The sequence below is a fragment of the Delftia sp. UME58 genome (genome assembly GCF_014170385.1).
Classification (GTDB): domain Bacteria; phylum Pseudomonadota; class Gammaproteobacteria; order Burkholderiales; family Burkholderiaceae_C; genus Comamonas; species Comamonas acidovorans.
Genome location: NZ_LZZV01000055.1, coordinates 331,651 through 351,131, shown reverse-complemented (window position 1 = coordinate 351,131; position 19,481 = coordinate 331,651). Strand labels below are relative to the sequence as shown.

The window sequence follows — 19,481 nt, the reverse complement described above, 5'->3', positions numbered from 1 at the left end:
CTCAAGCGAAGCTTACCCTTACTCTGCGGCATCGCGCAGTTGTTGCAGGGCGGCCAGCACCAACTGGGGGTCTGCGGGCTGCAGGCGGGGCTGCAGTGCGGACAGGGCCGCCTCGCCTTCCCTTTGCAACTGGCCGATGGCCTGGCCGGCTTCCTTGGGTGCGTCGAAGCCCAGGCTTTGCAGCAGCAGCCGGCCGTCGGCGGCGACGAGCTTGAAGTAGAACTTGCCGTCGGCTTCGCGGTATTGCTTGAACTGGGGCAGGGCCTGCCTGGCGGCCTTGGCCTTGGCGGCCACGGGGGCCTGTGCCAGGCTGCGCAGCCCGACGGCCGAGCGCAGTTCGCGGATCAGGGGCAGGGTCTCGCGGCGGGCCTTGGCGGCGCCGGCCTGAAGGATGTCCTCCAGCTCGGCAGGATGGGCCACCAGGTGCTCGTAGCGCTCGCGCATGGGTGCCAGCTCGCGGTCGATGCGCTCGAACAACTGCTGCTTGGCATCGCCCCAGGCAATGCCTTCGGCGTACTGGCGGCGCAGCGCCCCGGTTTCCTCTTCGCTGGCAAAGCCCTGGTAGATCTGGAACAGGGCCGAGCCCTCGACTTCCTTGGGCTCGCCGGGCGTGCGCGAGTCGGTGGTGATGCTGCCGATGAGCTTGCGCAGCTGCTCGCGCGAGGAGAACAGCGGGATGGTGTTGTTGTAGCTCTTGCTCATCTTGCGGCCATCCAGGCCGGGCAGCGTGGCCACGTTCTCCTCGACTTGCGCCTCTGGCAGCGTGAAGAACTCGCCGCCGTAGATGTGGTTGAAGCTGGAGGCCATGTCGCGGGTCATCTCGATGTGCTGGACCTGGTCGCGGCCCACAGGCACCTTGTGCGCGTTGAAGGCCAGGATGTCGGCCGCCATGAGCACGGGGTACATGAACAGGCCGGCGGTCACGCCGTCATCGGCCTCGGTGCCGTCCGCATGGTTCTTGTCCACGGCCGCCTTGTAGGCGTGGGCGCGGTTGAGCAGGCCCTTGCCGGTCACGCAGGTCAGCAGCCAGCACAGCTCGGGGATCTCGGGAATGTCGGACTGGCGGTAGAAGGTCACATGCTCGGGGTCCAGGCCGGCCGCCAGCCAGCTGGCCGCGATCTCGATGGTGGAGCGCTGCACGCGTGCCGGGTCCTGGCATTTGATCAGGGCGTGGTAGTCGGCCAGGAAGTAGAAGTTCTCGACCTCGCGCGAGCGGCTGGCCGCGATGGCCGGGCGCAGCATGCCGGCATAGTTGCCGAGGTGCGGGGTTCCGCTGGGAGTGATGCCGGTGAGGAAACGGATGGTGCTCATGACGGGAGACTTCGACAGGCAAGAGAGAAAAACAGGGAGCCGCAGAGACAGCCGTTGGGCCGTTCTGCGGCACGTTCAGCGCAGCAGCGCGATCAGCGGGGTCAGCGCGAAGTCGATCACGGCGTAGCCCAGGTCCATCAGCGGGCGCAGCCACAGGCTGCCGACCACGCCGGCGATGACCAGGCCCATGACGATGAAAAAGCCCCAGGGCTCGATGCGCGCCACCCACTGCGCCTGGCGCCAGGGCAGCAGGCCGACCAGGATGCGGCCACCGTCCAGCGGCGGCAGTGGAAACAGGTTGAAGGCCCACATCACCAGATTGACCAGGATGCCGGCGCGGCACATTTCAATGAAGAAGCGCTCGCCCACGCCCGATCCCACCAGAACCACCAGCAGCACGCCCCACAGCAGGGCCTGCACGAAATTGGAGGCCGGGCCTGCCAGGGCCACCCAGATCATGTCGCGCTTGGGGTTGCGCAACTGGTCGAAGCGCACGGGCACGGGCTTGGCGTAGCCGAACAGAAAGGCGCCCGAGGTGGCGAAGTACAGCAGCAGCGGCATCAGGATGGTGCCGATGGGGTCGATGTGCTTGATGGGGTTGAGCGTGATGCGTCCCATCATGGCGGCCGTGTTGTCGCCGAAGTGGCGCGCGGCATAGCCATGGGCCGCCTCGTGCACCGTGATCGCGAAGAGCACGGGCAGGGCGTAGATGAGTACGGTCTGGATGAGGTTGGAGATGTCCACGGCGGGCATTGTCTCAGACGCTGGCCACCCTTGCCGCTGGCAGCCGCCAGAGCCCGTGCGCTGCGCTCTGGCTGCGTGGATATGGTGGTTTCCCGCAGATTGGCAATGCCCGGTTCTGTGTTGCAAAATGAAACACCGATGAGATGGTTTCCTCAACAGGTTTTTCACCAAGGCCCTCGGGCCATATGTACAAGAGGTGGCACGTGGGCGTACTGGGCTTGGGCAGGCTGCCGATAGGCTGGCGGTTGGTGATTGCGTTCGGCGGTATCAATCTGCTGGTGTTCACGATGATGGCGGTCACGGTGTTTTCACTGGGGCAGGCCGAACAGGCGCTGGCGGCCGGAGGGGCGACCACGGTGGCCGAGCAGGCGCTGGTGCACACGCGCTGGTGGGTGCTGGGCCTGGGGGCGGCCGTCTGCTCACTGGCCCTGGTGGCATGGTTCAGCCTGCGGCGCGGCATCGTGCAGCCGCTGGGCCAGGCCATCCTGATTGCCGAAACGGTGGCGGCCGGCGATCTGAGCCAGGAGTTCTCTACCGAGCTGCAGGGCGACTTCGGCCGCCTGCTGGGCGCGCTGGGCACCATGGAGGACACGCTGACCGAGCTGGTCGGCCGCATCAAGCAATCCACGGACTCCATCGGCCTGTCTGCCGGCGAGATCGACGCCGGCAACTCCGACCTGTCGCGCCGCACCGAGGCCCAGGTCTCGGCGCTGGCCCAGACGGCGGCCAGCATGGAACAGCTCACCGCCACCGTGCGCCAGAACGCCGACCGCGCGCATTCGGCCAGCGGCCTGGCCGTCGATGCCTCGTCCACCGCCAGGCGCGGCGGGGCCGTGGTGGGCGAGGTGGTGCAGACCATGGAGGCCATCAGCGGCAGCTCGCGCAAGATCGTGGACATCATCCAGGTCATCGAAGGCATTGCCTTCCAGACCAATATCCTGGCGCTGAACGCGGCCGTGGAGGCGGCACGTGCGGGCGAGCAGGGCCGGGGCTTTGCCGTGGTGGCCAGCGAGGTGCGCAGCCTGGCCGGCCGTTCGGCCGAGGCTGCCAAGCAGATCAAGGAACTGATCACCACCAGCGTGCGCCAGGTGGAAAGCGGCGCGGGCCTGGTCAACCAGGCGGGCGCCACCATGCAGGAGATTGTCGGCGCCGTGGGCCAGGTCTCGGGCCTGCTGGGCGAAATGTCGCAGGCGCTGCGCGAGCAAAGCGAGGGCATTGCCCAGGTCAACGCCGCCGTGGGCCACATGGACAGCGCCACCCAGGAGAACGCCGCCCTGGTGCAGCAGGCCTCGCGTGCGGCTTCGGCGTTGAGCGAGCGCGCCCAGGATCTGGAGCAGGCGGTGGGTGCCTTCAAGCTCGACGACGAACCGCAGGAGGCTGCGGTTACTGGTGCGCCGACGATACAGGACAGGCCATCGATGGCGCCGGCCTCGGCCTTGTCCGCAGCCGCGACAAGGCCTGTGCAGCGCGCTCCCGTTCCCGCTGCCCGGCCGCTGGAGTGGGCACAGCACTGAGCGGCTGCCTGCGGCAATTTCCAAGAACAAACGCCGGGCATGTCCGGCGTTTGTTTTTGTGCGGCGTGTGGCGGCGTGTGGCCGTGTTCAGGCCATCTCCAGGCCCAAGGCTTCCAGGCTGCCCCGGCCTTGCCGCACCACGGTGGGTGGATTGCCCAGGGCCATGGGAACCAGGTCAATCACGGTGGTCGGCTCCGAAGGGCAGGCGCCTGCATCGACGATGGCGTCAAGCTCGTGGGGAAAGCGCTCCAGGATGGCGTCCGCGTCGTGCAAGGCCTCGGTCTCGCCCGGCGGGATCAGCGTGGTGGCGATCAGCGGCTCGCCCAGTTGCTCCAGCAGCAGCTGCGTGCCCTTGCGGTCCGGCACGCGCAGGCCGATGGTCTTGCGCGAGGGATGGCTCAGGCGCTTGGGCACTTCCTTGGAGGCTTCCAGGATGAAGGTGTACGGCCCCGGCGTGGCCAGCTTGAGCAGGCGGTACTGGCGGTTGTCCACGCGCGCATAGCTGGACAGTTCAGACAGGTCGCGGCACAGCAGCGTGAGATGGTGCTTGTCGTTGATCTGCCGGATGCGGCGAAGCCGCTCCACCGCAGGGCGGTCGTCCAGGTGGCAGACCAGCGCGTAGCTGGAATCCGTGGGAATGGCCAGGATGGCGCCCTGGCGCAGCATGTCGGCGGCCTGCTTGATGAGACGGGGCTGGGGATTGTCGGGGTGGGCTTCGAAGCGTAGGACCATGGTGTGCGTTGTTGGCGGGAGGGGCTCAGGCCAGCTGTATGCGCTCGCCCAGCAATTCCCATACCGGCGTCAGCTGGCCCGGCAGGTAGGGCAGGTCGCCCAGATCGGTGTGCGATTCCTCGGGGCTGTGGAAGTCGCTGCCGCGCGATGCGGCCAGGCCGAACTCGCGCGCCATGTCGGCATAGATGGCGTATTCGCTGGGCCGGTGGCTGCCGGTGACGACCTCGACGCCCTGGCCGCCATGGGCCTTGAATTCGGAAAACAGCGCGTATTCCTCGTTGGCGGTGAGCGCGTAGCGGGCCGGATGGGCGATCACCGCCACACCGCCGGCCTGCGTGATCCAGCGCACGGCGTCGGCCAGGCGGGCCCAGGTGTGGGGCACGTAGCCGGGATGGCCTTCGGTCAGGTAGTGGCGGAACACCTCGCCCGTGTCGCGGCAGCGGCCGGATTCCACGAGAAAGCGTGCGAAATGGGTGCGTGAGATCAGGCCGGGATTGCCGGCGAAGCGCAGCGCGCCTTCGTAGCTGCCTTCGATGCCGGCCAGCTCCAGCTGGCGGGCCATCTCGCGGGCGCGTGGGCCGCGCCCGTCGCGCGTGGCGTGCAGCCCTTCGAGCAGGGCGGGGTCGTCCGCGTCAAAGCCCAGCCCCACGATGTGCACGGTGGCACCTGCAAAGCTCACCGAGATCTCGGCGCCCGTCAGGTAGTCCATGCCGCAGGCGCGCGCAGCGGCGGCGGCGCGGTGCTGGCCGCCGACTTCGTCATGGTCGGTCAGCGCCCACAGCTGCACGCCCCGGGAGGCGGCGCGTTCGGCCAGTTGCTCCGGCGTCAGCGTTCCATCCGAGACCACGGAGTGGCTATGCAGATCGGCGTTCAGATAGGACTTGGGCACCGGTCCATTGTAGGTGTCGGTGCTTTTCCGAGCCGGGCAGTGCGGCTGGGGGACTTCCCTGAGTGCGGGTTAACAGGGCTCAATAGTGACGGATGCATGACGATGATCAGCCAGGCGCCGTCAAGGGTGGACAAGAATGGTTTCCGGAGCGATGGGCGGCAGGGGCGCCATGGCCTGGCTCCGGCATTGTTATAAAAAAGATCGGTTTTTCCATGAATTTGAATCAAATCACGGTCGCCCAGAAGCTGTGGGCCCTGGTGCTGGGACTGCTGTTGAGCATGCTGGTGGTCAACGGCGGCATCCTGGTCTATCTGCATGGGGTCAACGAGAAGATCAACACCGATGTGATGACCGCGCAAAGCGGCGCCACGCTGGCGCGCGAGTGGCGGCATCTGACGCAGATGAGCGTGGAGCGTTCCATCGTCGCGGCCATGTCGCCCGACGAGACGCTGGCCGCGCAGCAGCGCGCGTTGATGAGCAAGGGCATAGAGCGCATCAACGTGCTGCAAAAGCAGGTGGGCGATCTGCAACTGGGCACGCAGTCCAAGCAGGCGCTGGACACCGTGGCGGCCGAGCGCCGCGAGACGCTCAAGGCCAACTCGGCAGCCCAGGAGGCGCGCAAGGCCAGCGATTTCGCCACCACGTTCGACATCGTTGAAAAGCAGCTGCGCCCGGCAGCCGAGCGCTACAACAGCGCGCAGGAGGCCTTCGTGCAGCAACTGGAGCGCCAAAGCGAGCTGGGGCGCGAGGAAGGCGTGGCCCATCGGCGCCAGGCGTACTGGATCGGCGCGCTGGCCAGTGCGGTCATCGTGGTCCTGGGCCTGCTCATGGGGGTGGCCATCATGCGGTCGATCACGCGGCCGCTGGACCAGGCCGTGGCCCTGGCCGACGGCATTGCCGCAGGCGACCTCACGGGCTCGGTGCAAAGCAGCCGGGGCGATGAACTGGGCCATCTGCTGGGCGCACTCAACGGCATGGCGCAGCGGCTGCGCGGCGTGGTGGGCGAAGTGCGCTCTGGCGTGGAGTCCGTGTCCACGGCCTCCAACCAGATCGCCAGCGGCAACCAGGACCTGTCCTCGCGCACCGAGCAGACAGCGGCCAACCTGGAGGAGACGGCTGCCAGCATGGAAGAGCTGACGGCCACCGTCACCCAGTCGGCCGATACGGCGCGCCAGGCCAACCAGCTGGCGGCCACGGCCGCACAGGCGGCCGAGCAGGGCGGTGCCGTGGTGGCCCAGGTGGTCACCAGCATGCAGCAGATCACGGACAGCAGCCGCAAGATCGCCGACATCATCGGCGTGATCGACGGCATTGCCTTTCAGACCAATATCCTGGCGCTGAACGCCGCCGTGGAAGCGGCCCGCGCGGGCGAGCAGGGCCGTGGTTTTGCCGTGGTGGCGGGCGAGGTTCGCTCGCTGGCCCAGCGCAGCGCCGAGGCCGCCAAGGAAATCAAGCTGCTGATCACTACCAGCGTGGACAACGTGCAGTCGGGCTCGAAGCAGGTGGAGCAGGCGGGGCGTTCCATGGAGGAAATCGTCTCCAGCGTGCGCCGCGTCAGCGACCTCATCGGCGAGATCACGGCCTCGTCCACCGAGCAGCGCGACGGCATCGGCCAGGTCAACCAGGCCGTGACCCAGCTCGACCAGATGACCCAGCAGAACGCGGCCCTGGTCGAGGAATCCAGCGCGGCTGCGCTGGCCATGCAGGACCAGGCGCGGCGCCTGTCCGAGGTGGTGGCGGTGTTCAAGCTGGGGCAGGAGGGCAGCGCACTGGCGCCGGCCAGGGCACAGGTGCCAGCCACCGCAGCGGCACGCCGGCCGGCATCTATCGGTGCAACCGGTGCAACTGCTGCGGTGCGCCCTGCGCCTGCGGCACCCGCACGTCCAGCGCCCGCCGTGCGCAATGCACCGGCGCCCCAGATCCAGCAGCCCGTGGCGAAGGCACCCGCCAGGACAGCGGCCAAGGCCGGGGCGGATGACGACTGGGAGACCTTCTGAGCGGGAGGAGCGGGGATGCAGGCCGGCGTGCAAGTCAGCGCCGGCCTGCAGGCCTTCGTCAGTTGCGCGGCTTGCCGTAGTCGGGCGAGCGCGGGCCTGGCAGCAGTCCCCGCTGCGCCATGGGCGACAGCAGGCGCTGGTTGGCGATGGAGGCGATCTGCACGCTGCGGTCGTTCATGGTGTCCAGGATCTGGTTGAGCAGTGCCGTCACCAGGATGCCGACCAGTCCGCCGCCTGAGCTTTGTCCTTCGGCGCTGGAGGCCGTGGCACTGCCATCCCACAGCTGGGTGCCGGTGCGCAGGTCCAGCAGCCTGGCCTCCAGCGTGACCACGGAGGCGCTGCTGATCACCGCATAGCTGGTGCCGTAATTGCGGATGTTCAGGTACAGGGCCGCATCGGCGCCAAAGATTTCCCTGAGCTTGGCCACGGGCAGCTCCTGGGCGTCGTCGGCACTGACGATGCCGTTCTGGCGGAACATTTCCTCGGTGACAGCCACGGGCAGAACGTAGTAGCCGGCCTCGGCCAGCGGCAGCGTGATCTGGGACAGCACGCCCGCCGGTGCATTCACTTCCGGGGACTGGTTCAGCGCAGGCATGACCAGGATGGAGGCAGGCTTGGATGCCCGCAGCGCCGAATAGTCATAGGGCGCGGTGGTGGCGCACCCGGTCAGCGCCACGGTCATGGCAAGTGCCAGGGTCTTGATGTGGTCGGTCAGGCGCATGTCAATTCTTGCGGGCCGTGAAGGTTTGCAGCAGCGTGTCCATGAAGATGGCGGACTCGGGGAAATGATGTTTTTCCTCGGCCAATTGCTCCACCGTCTTTTCGTTGTTGCCGGTCCGGGAATAGAGCATGGCCATATGGGCGCGGTAGCCGGGCGGCAGCGCCTTTCCCTCGGCCTGCACCTTCAGGCGGGTCTCTTCCAGCTTGAGCAGTTGGTCCTCGGCGCCGGTACTGCCGTCGTCCTTGAGGTACTGGTAGACCTGGGGCTGGTAGTCATTCCAGGCATACAGCGGCTGGCGCGGCGCGGCGCAGCCGGCCAACGTGGCGCAAACGGCCAGCGCGGCCAGGGCCGTTGCCGAATGAACGGGGCGCTTCATTGCGCGGGCTTCCATGCGCCGCTGTCAATGCCGGCCGCCAGCTTGTCCACGGCTTCGCGGATGGCCAGATCCAGTACCTTTCCGTTGAGCGTGGAGTCATAGCCGGCCGTGCTGCCGAATCCCACGATTTCGCGGTTCGACAGGCTGTATTCGCCGGCACCCTGCACCGAATAGACGACTTCGGAGGTCTGCACCCTGACGATGTTCAGGCTGACCTTGGCATAGGCCACCTGCTCCTTGCCACGGCCGAGCACGCCGAAGAACTGGCGGTCCCCGACCACCTTGCGGCCGAATTCGCTCACGTCGCCGGTCACGACATAGGTCGCACCCTTGATCGACTGCTCCTGCCTGTTGAAGCCCGCTTCCTGGCGGGTCTCGGACATGTTGTCGCGGTCCAGCACGCTGAATCGGCCGCTTTGCTGCAGATGGGTTACCAAGATGGTCCTGGCCTGGCCGCCGAGACGATCGACGCCGTCCGAGAAAATGCCGCGTTGAAAGCTGGAGCGGTTGTCGAATTTGCCCACGGAAATGGGGCTGCGCGGGCCTTGATAGGGGCTGGATGCAGAAGCGGGCTTGGCTGTTTCAAGCGTGCGCGATTGCTCGGTGGTGGAGCAGCCGGAAAGGCCTGCGGCCAAGGTGATGGCAATGGCCGCGCATGGCCAGATGCGAGAAGTCATGAATGGTTTCCCCGTTTATTGGAATGAATTTGCAATAATTTGTTGCAAAGCCGGGGATGGTACCTGACTGTGGTTTGAATCGCCGCAATGACGTCTAGGACGCATCCGAATGCACGCCCTCTATCAGGAACTGAACCTTGCGCTCTCCGCGCCATTCATTGATATCCATGCGAAAGGCAATGCAGGCCGATGGCGGCAGCGGGTCGGTATGGCCGAACCAGATGCCGTCCACGGTTTCGCCCTGATGGCGCAATTGCAGTTTCAGGTGCTTTTCACCGACCAGGCGCTGTGACAATACTTCCAGCTGTTCGCTGAAGGTCGGTGGTGCAAAGCCTTGTCCCCAGACCGCGAGATTGAGTTGCTCGACCATTTCGGGTTTGCGGAAATCCGGGTCCAGCGGGCCGTCGGTTTCGATACGGCGCGTCAGCGTGGCTGCGTCCAGCCATTCCTGGGCCACCTGGGCCAGGGCCTTCTCGAATACCGCGAAACCGGCCTCGGCAATGGTGCAGCCGGCCGCCATGGCGTGGCCGCCAAAGCGCAGCAGCAGGCCGGGGTGGCGCTTGGATACGAGGTCCAGCGCGTCGCGCAGGTGAAAGCCCGGAATGGAGCGGCCCGAGCCCTTGAGTTCATGCTCGTGCCCCGGCGCGCCGCTGGCCGCGAAGACGAAGCTGGGCCGGTGCATGCGGTCCTTGATGCGCGAGGCCACGATGCCGACCACGCCCTCGTGGAAATCCGGGTCGAACACGCTGATGGCGGCCGGCGGCGTCATGCCGTCCTCGCACAGGCCTTCGGCCATGAGCAGGGCCTGCTCTCGCATGCCGCCTTCCAATTCGCGGCGTTCGCGGTTGATGGCGTCCAGCATCTGCGCCAGGTTGGCGGCGCGGCCCGCATCGTCCGTGGTCAGGCACTCGATGCCGATGGTCATGTCGGACAGCCGGCCTGCGGCATTGATGCGCGGGCCCAGGGCAAAGCCGAAGTCGAAGGTGGTGGCCGCAAAGGCCTTGCGGCCAGCGGCCTCGAACAGGGCCAGCAGGCCCGGCTGCATCTGGCCACGGCGGATCTGCTTCAGGCCCAGGGCGACCAGGCGGCGGTTGTTGGCGTCCAGCCGGACCACGTCGGCCACGGTGCCCAGGGCGACCAGGGGCAGCAGGGCCTCCAGCCGGGGCTGGCTGGCCTTGTCGAAGCGGCCGCGCGTGCGCAGCTCGGCGCGCAGGGCCAGCAGCACGTAGAACATCACGCCGACGCCGGCCATGGACTTGCTCTCGAAGCTGCAGCCGGGCTGGTTGGGGTTGACGATGGCATCGGCCAGCGGCAGGTGGTTGCCGGGCAGGTGGTGGTCGGTGACGACCACCTGCAGGCCCAGGGCCTTGGCCTCGGCCACGCCTTCGACGCTGGCAATGCCGTTGTCCACGGTGACCATCACCTCGGCGCCGGTTTCCTTGACGCGGCGTGCGATGGGCGGCGTCAGGCCGTAGCCGTCCACCACGCGGTCGGGCACCAGGTAGCTGACGTGGGCCGCGCCCAGCATGCGCAGGCCGCGCCAGCCCACGGCGCAGGCAGTGGCGCCGTCGCAGTCGTAGTCGGCCACGATGCACAGGCGCAGGCCGCGCTCTATGGCGTCGGCCAGCAGCCGCACGGCGGCCTCCATGCCCAGCAGGCCCGAGGGTGGCAGCAGGCGCGCAGGCGTGTCTTCCAGTTCGTCGGCGGAGCACACGCCGCGCGCGGCGTAGAGCTGGGCCAGCAGCGGGTGGACGCCGGCCTGGCGCAGTGCCGAGGCCTGCTGTGCAGGGATCTCGCGGGGGATGATTTTCATGGGAAATGTGTCAGAGCATGCGGCCCAGATCGGGCAGGGCGCGGGGGCCGAAGAGGCCCGTCAGCCTGTCCAGCCAGCGCGGCGGGCGGCTGCTCCACGCGATGGCATGGCGTTCGCCGCACAGCGTCAGCGTGAGCGGGTGGCCTGCGCGTACGCGCTCCAGCAGGCGGGCGATGAGCCCGGCGTCCAGCGCCTTCCAGGCCTCGCGCCACGCAGCGGGGTTGCCCTGCAGGGCTGCGGCGTGAAGGTCGTCCAGGCATTGCACGGCGGCCTTGGCGCCGGTGGCCGTGCCGGGCTGCAGGCGCCCGGCGCCGTGGACCCAGAAGGCGTTGATGGGCACCTGGCCGCGCGCGGCGCGGGCGTCGTTGAAAACATGGGTGTAGAGCAGCATCTGCACCTCGCTTTGCAGGCGGTGCAGGGCGCGCGCCTGCTGCGCATCGGGCAGCCAGGGCCGCACGTCGCGGCCGATGACGCGGTCCATGGAGGCCGTGGCCAGGCCATCGAACAGCGCACCGCGCGCCAGCCAGCGCTGCGGCTGCTGGTACTCCAGCACGATGCCGTCGTCAGCGAACCAGGGCGCCAGCAGGGCCAGCAGCTGGCGTGATTCCTCATCGCTGAGGGGTGTGGTGGCGGGATCGCTCTGGTGGACCTGGTCTGCGCCTATGTGCCAGTGGCAGGGCGTGACATAGGCGCAGGCCTGCGCCGTCTCACCGGCCTGCCAGGCGGCCCAGGCAATCCGGCCCGGCGCATCGGGCAGGCCCAGCGAGCGCGCCAGGGCGCGTTCGTGGGGGGGAGAAAAATCCATCTCCGTGCCGGTCTGTGCGGGCGCGGGCTGCATCAGCGCCAGCAGGGATTGGAGATGGGGCAGCTCCAGTCCGCCCCAGACGGCCGCGACGGCCGCGTCATCCGCTGCATCCGAGGACGGACCGCCGGCATAGGGAATGATCCATTCGGTCGTTTCCCCCAGCGGGGCTTGGGTGGAGGACACCAGGGGCGCGGTCAAAAGCATGGCCGCTATTGTCGGGCATGGGGTGCCGCAGTGCCGGCGCCTTCGTTTTTCCCCTTGGAGCGCGGTTCAGCGCTGGGGCATGTCCCGGGCTGAAGAGACCAGGCTGACCGTGGCGTCCTCGGGGATGGGCGGCATGCCCTGGTCCCAGTCTTCCCAGGCGCTGCGCATGGCGGCCAGACGCTCGGGCGCGCGCGCTGCCTGGTTGGCGCGCTCGCGCTCGTCGGCCGCAAGGTCGAACAGGTAGTCGATGCCGTCCACGCGCAGGTATTTCCAGTCGCCATCGCGCAGGGCACGTTGGCCGCGGTGCTTCATGCGCCAGTGCAGGGTGCGCGGGAATTCGGCATCTTCGGCGCGCAGCACGGGCAGCAGCGAGATGCCGTCCAGCGCATGGTCCTCTGGCGCCTGCACGCCGGCGGCATCCAGCACCGTGGCCGACCAGTCCATGCTCATGCAGTGCTGGGGGCTGCTGCGGCCCGGCGCGATCACGGCCGGCCAGTGCGCGATCCAGGGCACGCGTATGCCGCCCTCGGTCAGGTCCATCTTGCCGCCGACCAGGGGCCAGTTGTCGGAGAAGCGTTCGCCGCCGTTGTCGCTGGTGAAGACGATGAGGGTGTTGTCCAGCTGCCCGTTGGCGCGCAGCGCCTCGACGATCCAGCCTATGCCTTCGTCCATGTGGTGGATCATGCGGCGGTACTGGTGGATGTTGCCGCCGTCCAGGTGGGCAATGCCCGCGCCCAGCGCCTCGGCCGTGCTGCGGTCATCGCGCGTTTCCCAGGGCCAGTGCGGCGCCGTGTAGTGCAGGCTGAGGAAGAAGGGTGCATCGCCTTGGGCCATGCGGTGGACGAAGTCCACGCTGCGCTGCGACAGCAGGTCGGTCAGGTAGCCCTCGTCATGGTGTTCCTCCTCGCCCACCCACAGATCGTGCTGGCCCGAACTGCTCAGGTGGGTGAAGTAGTCCACGCCGCCCGACATGGGGCCGAAGTATTCCTCGTAGCCCGAGCGCAGCGGGCCGAAGTGCGGCGGGTAGCCCAGGTGCCATTTGCCGATCAGCGCCGTGCGGTAGCCCGCATCCCTGAGCATGGAGGCGACGGTGGGCATGTCCGGCGGCAGGCCCAGCTTCTCGCCCAGCGGCGTGCCGCGTGTCTTGCTGTTGATGGGCTCCTCGGCCGCACCGCGCAGGCGGTACTGGTAGCGCGCCGTGGCCAGGGCAAAGCGCGTGGGAGAGCACACGGGCGAGTTGGCATAGCCCTGGGTGAGCCTGAGGCCGCCGGCGGCCAGGCGGTCGAGCACGGGAGACACCGCTCCGAAGTCGGCCGCGCGGCCGCCGTAGCAGCCGAGGTCGGCATAGCCGAGGTCGTCGGCCACGATGAAGAGGATGTTGGGACGGGACATGGAAATGCGTTCTGTGCAGGGGCGTGGGCGGGAAGCGGCGGCGCTCATTCCATCTTCATTCCGGTGGACTGGATCACGGTCCGGTAGCGGTCGGCCAGCGCCTGTATGCGTTCGGCGGCGGCCTGGCCGGTCAGGCCTTCGTAGAACAGGTCGTTGGCGCGCATGCGCTCGCGCAGGGCCGGATCCTTCATGGCCTTTTCCAGCGCGGACTGGATTCTTGCGGCCAGGGGCTCGGGCGTGGCGGCAGGCACCCATAGGGCGAACAGCACTTCCTGCTCCAGATCCTTGTGGCCCAGCTCGCCCACGGTGGGCACGCCGGGCACCAGCGGGTTGCGCTGGCGCGTGGTCACGGCCAGCGGCACGACCTTGCCGGCCGCCACCTGGCCCAGCATGGCCGAGGAGCTGATGATGCCGCCGTCCACCTCGCCGGCCAGCACGGCCGTGCTGGCCGGGGCGTTGCCCTTGTAGGGCACGTGGCTGACCTTGGCGCCCGTGGCATGGGTCAGGATGGCCGAGGCCAGGTGGCCCGGCGTGCCGTAGCCGGCCGAGCCCAGCGTCAGGCCGCTTCTCTTGCCCTGGGCGATGAACTGGTCCAGGGTCCTGAGGCCGGTGCGCGGGTTGACGGCCACCACCATTCCCTGCGAGGCAATCATCATCACGGGACGCAGGTCCGTGCCCTTGAAGGGCATGCTCTTGTAGATGAAGGGATTGACGGTGAAGGTCGTGTCTATGCCGACCAGCAGCGTATAGCCGTCGCCGGGCGCCTTGGCCGCGTTGTCGGTGCCGATGTTGCCGCCCGCGCCGGGCCGGTTGTCCACGACGAAGGGCTGTTTGAGTTCACGCTGCAGCACCTCGCCCAGGCTGCGCGCCAGGATGTCGGCGGCGCCAGCGGGCGCGAAGGCGACGACGATGCGCACGGGTTTGGCGGGCCAGGCCGCGGCATCGGCGGCCGCATCGGCCCGGGCGCCGGCGCCGGAGCCCAGGCCCAGCAGAAGGGCCAGGCCGGCCCGCAGCAGCGGGCTGCGCAAGGCATGGGTGGCATGGGTGGCTTGGAACAGGGAAAACATGGTGGCGAACTTTCTGCGCTGCGGGGGCGCCGGGCTTTGCGAGAATCCCCAGGCCGGCTCCGGACGGTGGCTCCCGTTGTCTCCTTTCCGGACGGGGCCACTGTAGAAGTCCCCGCAGCAATTGATCTAATCAACTGTTCCCCGTGAATACCCGCCCCGCTCCCTCCTCCATCCAGCAGATGCTGCTGTTTCGCATCAACCGCTACTTCGGCGCGGCGGGCGGCGTGGCCATGCGCATGTGCGAGGCGCATTTCGGCATCACGCGCCGCGAGTGGGGCGTGATGGCCACGGTGGCCGCCAACGAGGGCCTGCTGTCGTCGGAGCTGGCCGAACGCGCGCAGCTGGACCGCGCACGCACCTCGCGCGCCCTCAGCGGACTGGAGGAAAAGGGCTGGGTGCGGCGCAGCCCCATGCCCGGCGACCGCCGCCGCGTGGCCGTGTCGCTGACGGCCGAGGGGCGGCGCATGTACGGCCTGATCCTGCCGCGCATGGCCCAGATCCACCTGGACCTGGTGTCCGTGCTCAGCGACGAGGAACTCGCACAATTCGATACCTTGCTGGCCAGGCTGCAGCGCCATGCGCTGACGCTGGAGGCGGAGGGCCGCTACGACGCCCTGCCGCGTGTGGACCGCGGACGGCACCGGCGCTGACACGCCGACGGCAAAGCCTGCCGCCATGCAGGGCCTGCGGGCGATGACACAATGCATGCCCATGCAATTTCCCTACGAACTGGCCGTCGGCTGGCGCTACACCCGGGCGGGGCGTGCCACGCGACGCAACGGCTTCATCTCGTTCATCTCCGGCGTCTCCATGCTCGGCATCGCCCTCGGTGTGGCGGCGCTGATCATCGTGCTCAGCGTGATGAACGGCTTCCAGAAGGAAGTGCGCGACCGCATGCTCAGCGTGGTCTCGCACATCGAGATCTTCGCGCCCCAGGGCGCGGCGCTGCCCGATCTGGAGCGCACCATGCGCGAGGCGCGCGCCAACCCTGACGTGCTGGGCGCCGCCCCGTTCGTCGCGGCCCAGGCGCTGCTGGCGCGTGGCGAGGACATGAAGGGCACCCTGGTGCGCGGCATCGATCCGGCGCGCGAGGGCGAGGTCACCGACGTGGCCGCCACCAATGCCGAGGTGCTCAAGCGCCTGGTGCCCGGCGAGTTCAACGTGGTGCTGGGCGTGGAGCTGGCGCGCTCGCTGGGCGTGCGCCAGGGCGACATGGTCACGCTGATCGCCCCGGGCGGCCAGGTCACGCCGGCCGGCGTGGTGCCGCGCCTCAAGCAGATGCATGTGGCCGGCACCTTCGACTCCGGCCACTACGAATACGACTCGGCCCTGGTGATGATGCATTACGAGGATGCGCAGCGCCTGTTCCGCCTGGAAGGGCCGACCGGCATCCGACTGAAGCTCAAGGACCTGCACGAAGCGCCGCGCGTGGCCATGGAGCTGGCCCACACCATCACCGACCGCCTGCTGATCCGCGACTGGACCCAGCAGAACCGCACCTGGTTCGCGGCCGTGCAGCTGGAAAAACGCATGATGTTCATCATCCTCACGCTCATCGTCGCCGTGGCCGCGTTCAACCTCGTGTCCACGCTGGTGATGACGGTGACCGACAAGCGCGCCGACATCGCCATCCTGCGCACGCTGGGCGCCTCGCCGTCCAGCATCATGGGCATCTTCATGGTGCAGGGCGCAATGGTGGGCGTCATCGGCACCTTCGCGGGCCTGCTGCTGGGCCTGGGCATTGCGTTCAACATCGATGTCATCGTGCCGGCCATCGAGCGCCTGCTGCACGCCAACTTCCTGCCCAAGGACATCTACCTGATCAGCAAGATGCCCAGCGATCCGCAGTACAGCGACATCATGCCCATCGCCGTGATCTCCCTGGTGCTGGCCTTTGTCGCCACCATCTATCCCAGCTGGCGCGCCAGCCGCGTGAACCCCGCCGAGGCGCTGCGCTATGAATGAAGTGAATGTGATGCCCGGTTTCGAAGTGTCCCAGCAGGGCGCCGTGGTCCTGGATGCGCGCGGCCTGACCAAGCGCTTTGCCGAGGGCCGGCTCAACGTGCAGGTGCTGGCCGGCGTGGACCTTCAGGTGCGCGCGGGCGAGACGCTGGCCATCGTCGGCGCCTCGGGCTCGGGCAAGAGCACGCTGCTGCACCTGCTGGGCGGGCTGGACGCTCCCACCAGCGGCAGCGTCACCCTCAAGGGCGAGCCCCTGCATGAACTCAGCGCCCAGAAGCAGGGCGCGCTGCGCAACAGGCACCTGGGCTTCATCTACCAGTTCCACCATCTGCTGCCCGAATTCAGCGCCCAGGACAACGTGGCCATGCCGCTGCGCATACGCCGCGACGACAGGGCCGAGTGCATGGAGCGCGCCGCACGCATGCTGGCCGCCGTGGGCCTGGGCGAACGCATGCTGCACCGTCCGGCCGAACTGTCGGGGGGCGAGCGCCAACGCGTGGCCATTGCCCGCGCCCTGGTCACGCAGCCGGCCTGCGTGCTGGCCGACGAGCCCACCGGCAACCTGGACCGCAGTACGGCCGACACCGTGTTCCGCCTGATGCTGGAGCTGGCGCGCAGCCATGGCACGGCCTTCGTCATGGTCACCCACGACGAGCAACTCGCGGCGCGCTGCGACCGCATGGTGCGCCTGGTGCAGGGCCAATTGGCCTGACCGGCAGGCCTGGGTCTGGACTCAGGCCATGCGCAGCAAGGTGCCCGGCAGGCGCTGGGCGCCTACGGGAAGCACGGCCGCTGCCGGGGCCGACTTGATCTGCGGCGCAGCGGGAACGATGGATGCCGGCAGCGGCTTGCGCTGCACCTGTTCCCTGGATGCATCCGCGACGGCCGCGCTCTGCGCCGTCAGGTCGGCCGTCACCTCGCGCAGCCGCGCCGACTGGGCCATGGACGCCTGCACCACATCGCCCATGATGGCCGTGACCTGGTGCGAGGAGTCCACGATCTCCTGCATGGTGCCGCCGGCCTGGCGCACCTGGTTGGCGCCCAGTGCGACCTGCTCCACCGAGGTGTGGATGAGCTGCTTGATCTCCTTGGCCGCAGCGGCGCTGTTCTGTGCCAGCGCCCGCACCTCGCCCGCCACCACGGCAAAGCCCCGGCCCTGCTCGCCTGCACGGGCCGCCTCCACGGCAGCGTTGAGCGCGAGGATGTTGGTCTGGAAGGCGATGCCGTCCATCACGCCGATGATGTCGCTGATCTTGCGCGAGCTGGCGCTGATGGACTCCATGGTGCCCATCACCTCGTGCACCGTGCGCCCGCCCTGCTCGGCCACCAAGCAGGCCTGGCGGGCCAGTTCGTTGGCCTGCCCTGCGTGCTCGGCGCTTTCGCTCAGGCCCTGCATGGCCTCGCCCAAGGTCTGCGCGGCAGTGAAGCGGCGCGTGATGTCGCGGGCGTACTTGACCACCTTGAACGGTCGGCCATCGGCGTCGAGGATGGGGTTGTAGCTGGCCTCGATCCAGACCTGGCGGCCGTGCTTGCCGATACGCAGGTACTGGCCCGCATCGTGCTGGCCGCCGGCCAGCTTGCGCCAGAACTGCGCATATTCGGCACTCTGGCTCTCGTGGGGCTGGACGAACATGCTGTGGTGCCGTCCGACGACCTCGTCCAGCGTGTAGCCCATGGCCTGCAGGAACAGGCGGTTGGCATGCAGGATATGGCCCTGCAGGTCGAACTCGATGATGGCCTGCACCTTGGAGATGGCCGCCAGCTGGCCTTCGGCATCGGCGTTGCGGCGCTGCTGCTCCGTGATGTCGGTGGCGTACTTCACCACCTTGAAGGGCCGGCCATGGCGATCGAAGATGGGGTTGTAGCTGGCCTGCAGCCAGACATCGCGCCCGTCCCTGGCAATGCGGCGGTAGCGGCCCGCGTCGTGGATGCCGCTGCCCAGGCGCTGCCAGAACGCGGCGTACTCGGGCGACTCGCTCATCTGGTGGTCCACGAACATGCGGTGGTGCTGGCCGATGACCTCGCCTTCCTCATAGCCCATGGTGTCCAGGAAGTTCTGGTTGGCGGCCAGCACATGGCCCTGCAAATCGAACTCGATCACGGCCTGGGACTTGTGGATGGCTGCCAACTGGCCATCCAGTTCCACCTGGCGGCGTGCGCCACCCAGGTCCAGGATCCGACTCCATGCTGAGCGCTTCATGGGAAATTCCTCTCTCCAAAGAATGCCTGCCGGTGTTGCGAAAGCTCGACGCGAGGGTTAAATGTTTCTTTATGTATTTATATGGACCGCCAAGTGTTTCGGGTATTGATTTTGTCAAACGGAGCCAGCTCGCAATAAGCTCAGGGTTTGCCCTTGTTTTTCGCATTGCCTGTCTCTGGCGGGCCTGGCGCAGGCCGGTGGCATGATGCGGCCATGCCCGCCTGGATAGATACCCATTGCCACCTCGATGCCCCTGAATTCGATGCCGACCGCGATGCCATGCGCGCGCAGGCGACCGAGGCCGGCGTTGCGCATCTGGTGATTCCGGCCGTGGCGCGCGAGCACTGGGACACGGTGGTGGCGCTGGCGCGGCGCCATGGTGACAGCTATGCGCTGGGCATCCATCCGCTGTACACGCCCAACGCCCGCGAGCAGGACATTGCCGCATTGCGCGAGACGCTGGCGCGGCTGCGCGGCGATGCGCAACTGGTGGCCGTGGGCGAGATCGGACTGGACTTCTTCGTGCCCGGGCTGGATGCGGACCGGCAGATCTGGTTCTACGAGCAGCAGATCGCGCTGGCGCGCGAGTTCGACCTGCCCGTCATCCTGCATGTGCGCAAATCCAGCGACCGGCTGCTCAAGACCCTGCGCGCGCGGCCTGTGGCGGGCGGCATTGCCCATGCCTTCAACGGCAGCGTGCAGCAGGCCCAGGCCTTCACCGACCTGGGGTTCAAGCTGGGCTTCGGCGGCGCCGTGACCTATGACCGCGCGCTCAGGCTGCGCGAGCTGGCAGCCGCCCTGCCGCTGGATGCGCTGGTGCTGGAAACCGATGCCCCCGACATTCCGCCGCACTGGCTCTACACCACGGCCGGGCAGCGTGCCCAGGGCCAGGCCCAGGGCCGCAACACGCCGGCCGAGCTGGCACGCATTGCGGACGTGATTGCGCGGTTGCGCGGCATCACGCCCCAGGCCCTGGCCGAGGCCACGGGCCGCAACGCGCGTGCCGCGCTGCGCGGGCTGCCCGCCATGGCCTGAGCCAGGCTTGAGCGGAACCTGAACCTGAGCGGTCTTGCCGCC

At 68.1% G+C, this 19,481-nt stretch carries 18 protein-coding genes; 6 read left to right on the top strand and 12 right to left on the bottom strand.

The window, feature by feature from the left end; all coding sequences use genetic code 11:
• Positions 1 to 18 precede the first annotated feature (18 nt).
• Positions 19 to 1,311, bottom strand: coding sequence for a tryptophan--tRNA ligase (locus A9976_RS17155; RefSeq protein WP_183019984.1), 1,293 nt, complete (start codon positions 1,309 to 1,311; stop codon positions 19 to 21).
• 75 nt (positions 1,312 to 1,386) lie between these two features.
• Positions 1,387 to 2,064, bottom strand: a complete 678-nt coding sequence (locus A9976_RS17150) for a site-2 protease family protein (RefSeq protein ID WP_013800873.1) — start codon at positions 2,062 to 2,064, stop codon at positions 1,387 to 1,389.
• 176 nt (positions 2,065 to 2,240) lie between these two features.
• On the opposite strand from A9976_RS17150, the gene A9976_RS17145 reads away from it, so the two are divergent.
• Positions 2,241 to 3,569: a methyl-accepting chemotaxis protein gene (locus A9976_RS17145; protein ID WP_183019983.1), complete on the top strand. Its 1,329-nt coding sequence runs from the start codon at positions 2,241 to 2,243 to the stop codon at positions 3,567 to 3,569.
• A gap of 87 nt (positions 3,570 to 3,656) precedes the next feature.
• Here the strand turns inward: A9976_RS17145 and A9976_RS17140 are convergent, their stop codons facing one another.
• Positions 3,657 to 4,301, bottom strand: a complete 645-nt coding sequence (locus A9976_RS17140; RefSeq protein ID WP_183019982.1) for an L-threonylcarbamoyladenylate synthase — start codon at positions 4,299 to 4,301, stop codon at positions 3,657 to 3,659.
• A 25-nt stretch (positions 4,302 to 4,326) separates the two neighbouring features.
• Positions 4,327 to 5,190 carry a 3',5'-nucleoside bisphosphate phosphatase gene (locus A9976_RS17135; RefSeq protein ID WP_183019981.1) on the bottom strand — a complete coding sequence of 288 codons (864 nt, stop codon included), beginning with the start codon at positions 5,188 to 5,190 and terminating at the stop codon, positions 4,327 to 4,329.
• Between the two features lie 212 nt (positions 5,191 to 5,402).
• Here A9976_RS17135 and A9976_RS17130 point away from each other — a divergent pair, with 212 nt between their 5' ends.
• On the top strand, positions 5,403 to 7,187 hold the full coding sequence (locus A9976_RS17130; protein ID WP_183019980.1) for a methyl-accepting chemotaxis protein: 1,785 nt from the start codon (positions 5,403 to 5,405) through the stop codon (positions 7,185 to 7,187).
• A 58-nt stretch (positions 7,188 to 7,245) separates the two neighbouring features.
• Here the strand turns inward: A9976_RS17130 and A9976_RS17125 are convergent, their stop codons facing one another.
• The 7 genes from A9976_RS17125 to A9976_RS17095 form a co-directional block, all read right to left on the bottom strand.
• Positions 7,246 to 7,908: a DUF799 domain-containing protein gene (locus A9976_RS17125; RefSeq protein ID WP_183019979.1), complete on the bottom strand. Its 663-nt coding sequence runs from the start codon at positions 7,906 to 7,908 to the stop codon at positions 7,246 to 7,248.
• 1 nt (position 7,909) lies between these two features.
• Positions 7,910 to 8,284 (bottom strand): DUF4810 domain-containing protein, encoded by a 375-nt coding sequence (locus A9976_RS17120; RefSeq protein WP_183019978.1) that lies wholly within the window; start codon positions 8,282 to 8,284, stop codon positions 7,910 to 7,912.
• Positions 8,281 to 8,961, bottom strand: coding sequence for a CsgG/HfaB family protein (locus tag A9976_RS17115; protein ID WP_183019977.1), 681 nt, complete (start codon positions 8,959 to 8,961; stop codon positions 8,281 to 8,283). Before A9976_RS17115 ends, A9976_RS17120 begins: the two co-directional genes overlap by 4 nt.
• Before the next feature lie 94 nt (positions 8,962 to 9,055).
• Positions 9,056 to 10,774, bottom strand: coding sequence for a single-stranded-DNA-specific exonuclease RecJ (gene recJ, locus A9976_RS17110; RefSeq protein WP_183019976.1), 1,719 nt, complete (start codon positions 10,772 to 10,774; stop codon positions 9,056 to 9,058).
• A gap of 10 nt (positions 10,775 to 10,784) precedes the next feature.
• A complete protein-coding gene (locus A9976_RS17105; RefSeq protein WP_183019975.1) occupies positions 10,785 to 11,783 on the bottom strand; it encodes a phosphoglycerate mutase in 999 nt (332 codons plus the stop codon).
• Between the two features lie 66 nt (positions 11,784 to 11,849).
• Entirely contained in the window at positions 11,850 to 13,175 is a 1,326-nt protein-coding gene (locus A9976_RS17100; RefSeq protein WP_183019974.1) for a sulfatase, read from the bottom strand.
• Between the two features lie 44 nt (positions 13,176 to 13,219).
• Positions 13,220 to 14,242 carry a tripartite tricarboxylate transporter substrate binding protein gene (locus A9976_RS17095; RefSeq protein ID WP_183019973.1) on the bottom strand — a complete coding sequence of 341 codons (1,023 nt, stop codon included), beginning with the start codon at positions 14,240 to 14,242 and terminating at the stop codon, positions 13,220 to 13,222.
• A 179-nt stretch (positions 14,243 to 14,421) separates the two neighbouring features.
• Between A9976_RS17095 and A9976_RS17090 the strand changes: the two genes are divergently transcribed.
• The 3 genes from A9976_RS17090 (at position 14,422) to lolD (ending at position 16,916) form a co-directional block, all read left to right on the top strand.
• On the top strand, positions 14,422 to 14,892 hold the full coding sequence (locus A9976_RS17090) for a MarR family winged helix-turn-helix transcriptional regulator (RefSeq protein WP_183020046.1): 471 nt from the start codon (positions 14,422 to 14,424) through the stop codon (positions 14,890 to 14,892).
• A 61-nt stretch (positions 14,893 to 14,953) separates the two neighbouring features.
• Positions 14,954 to 16,207: a lipoprotein-releasing ABC transporter permease subunit gene (locus tag A9976_RS17085; protein ID WP_026062761.1), complete on the top strand. Its 1,254-nt coding sequence runs from the start codon at positions 14,954 to 14,956 to the stop codon at positions 16,205 to 16,207.
• Complete coding sequence (gene lolD / locus A9976_RS17080) at positions 16,200 to 16,916, top strand: lipoprotein-releasing ABC transporter ATP-binding protein LolD (protein ID WP_013800885.1); 717 nt, start codon at positions 16,200 to 16,202, stop codon at positions 16,914 to 16,916. Before A9976_RS17085 ends, lolD begins: the two co-directional genes overlap by 8 nt.
• 21 nt (positions 16,917 to 16,937) lie before the next feature.
• Here the strand turns inward: lolD and A9976_RS17075 are convergent, their stop codons facing one another.
• A complete protein-coding gene (locus tag A9976_RS17075) occupies positions 16,938 to 18,404 on the bottom strand; it encodes a methyl-accepting chemotaxis protein (RefSeq protein ID WP_183019972.1) in 1,467 nt (488 codons plus the stop codon).
• Positions 18,405 to 18,617: 213 nt separating this feature from the next.
• On the opposite strand from A9976_RS17075, the gene A9976_RS17070 reads away from it, so the two are divergent.
• A complete protein-coding gene (locus A9976_RS17070; RefSeq protein WP_183019971.1) occupies positions 18,618 to 19,439 on the top strand; it encodes a TatD family hydrolase in 822 nt (273 codons plus the stop codon).
• Positions 19,440 to 19,481 lie beyond the last annotated feature (42 nt).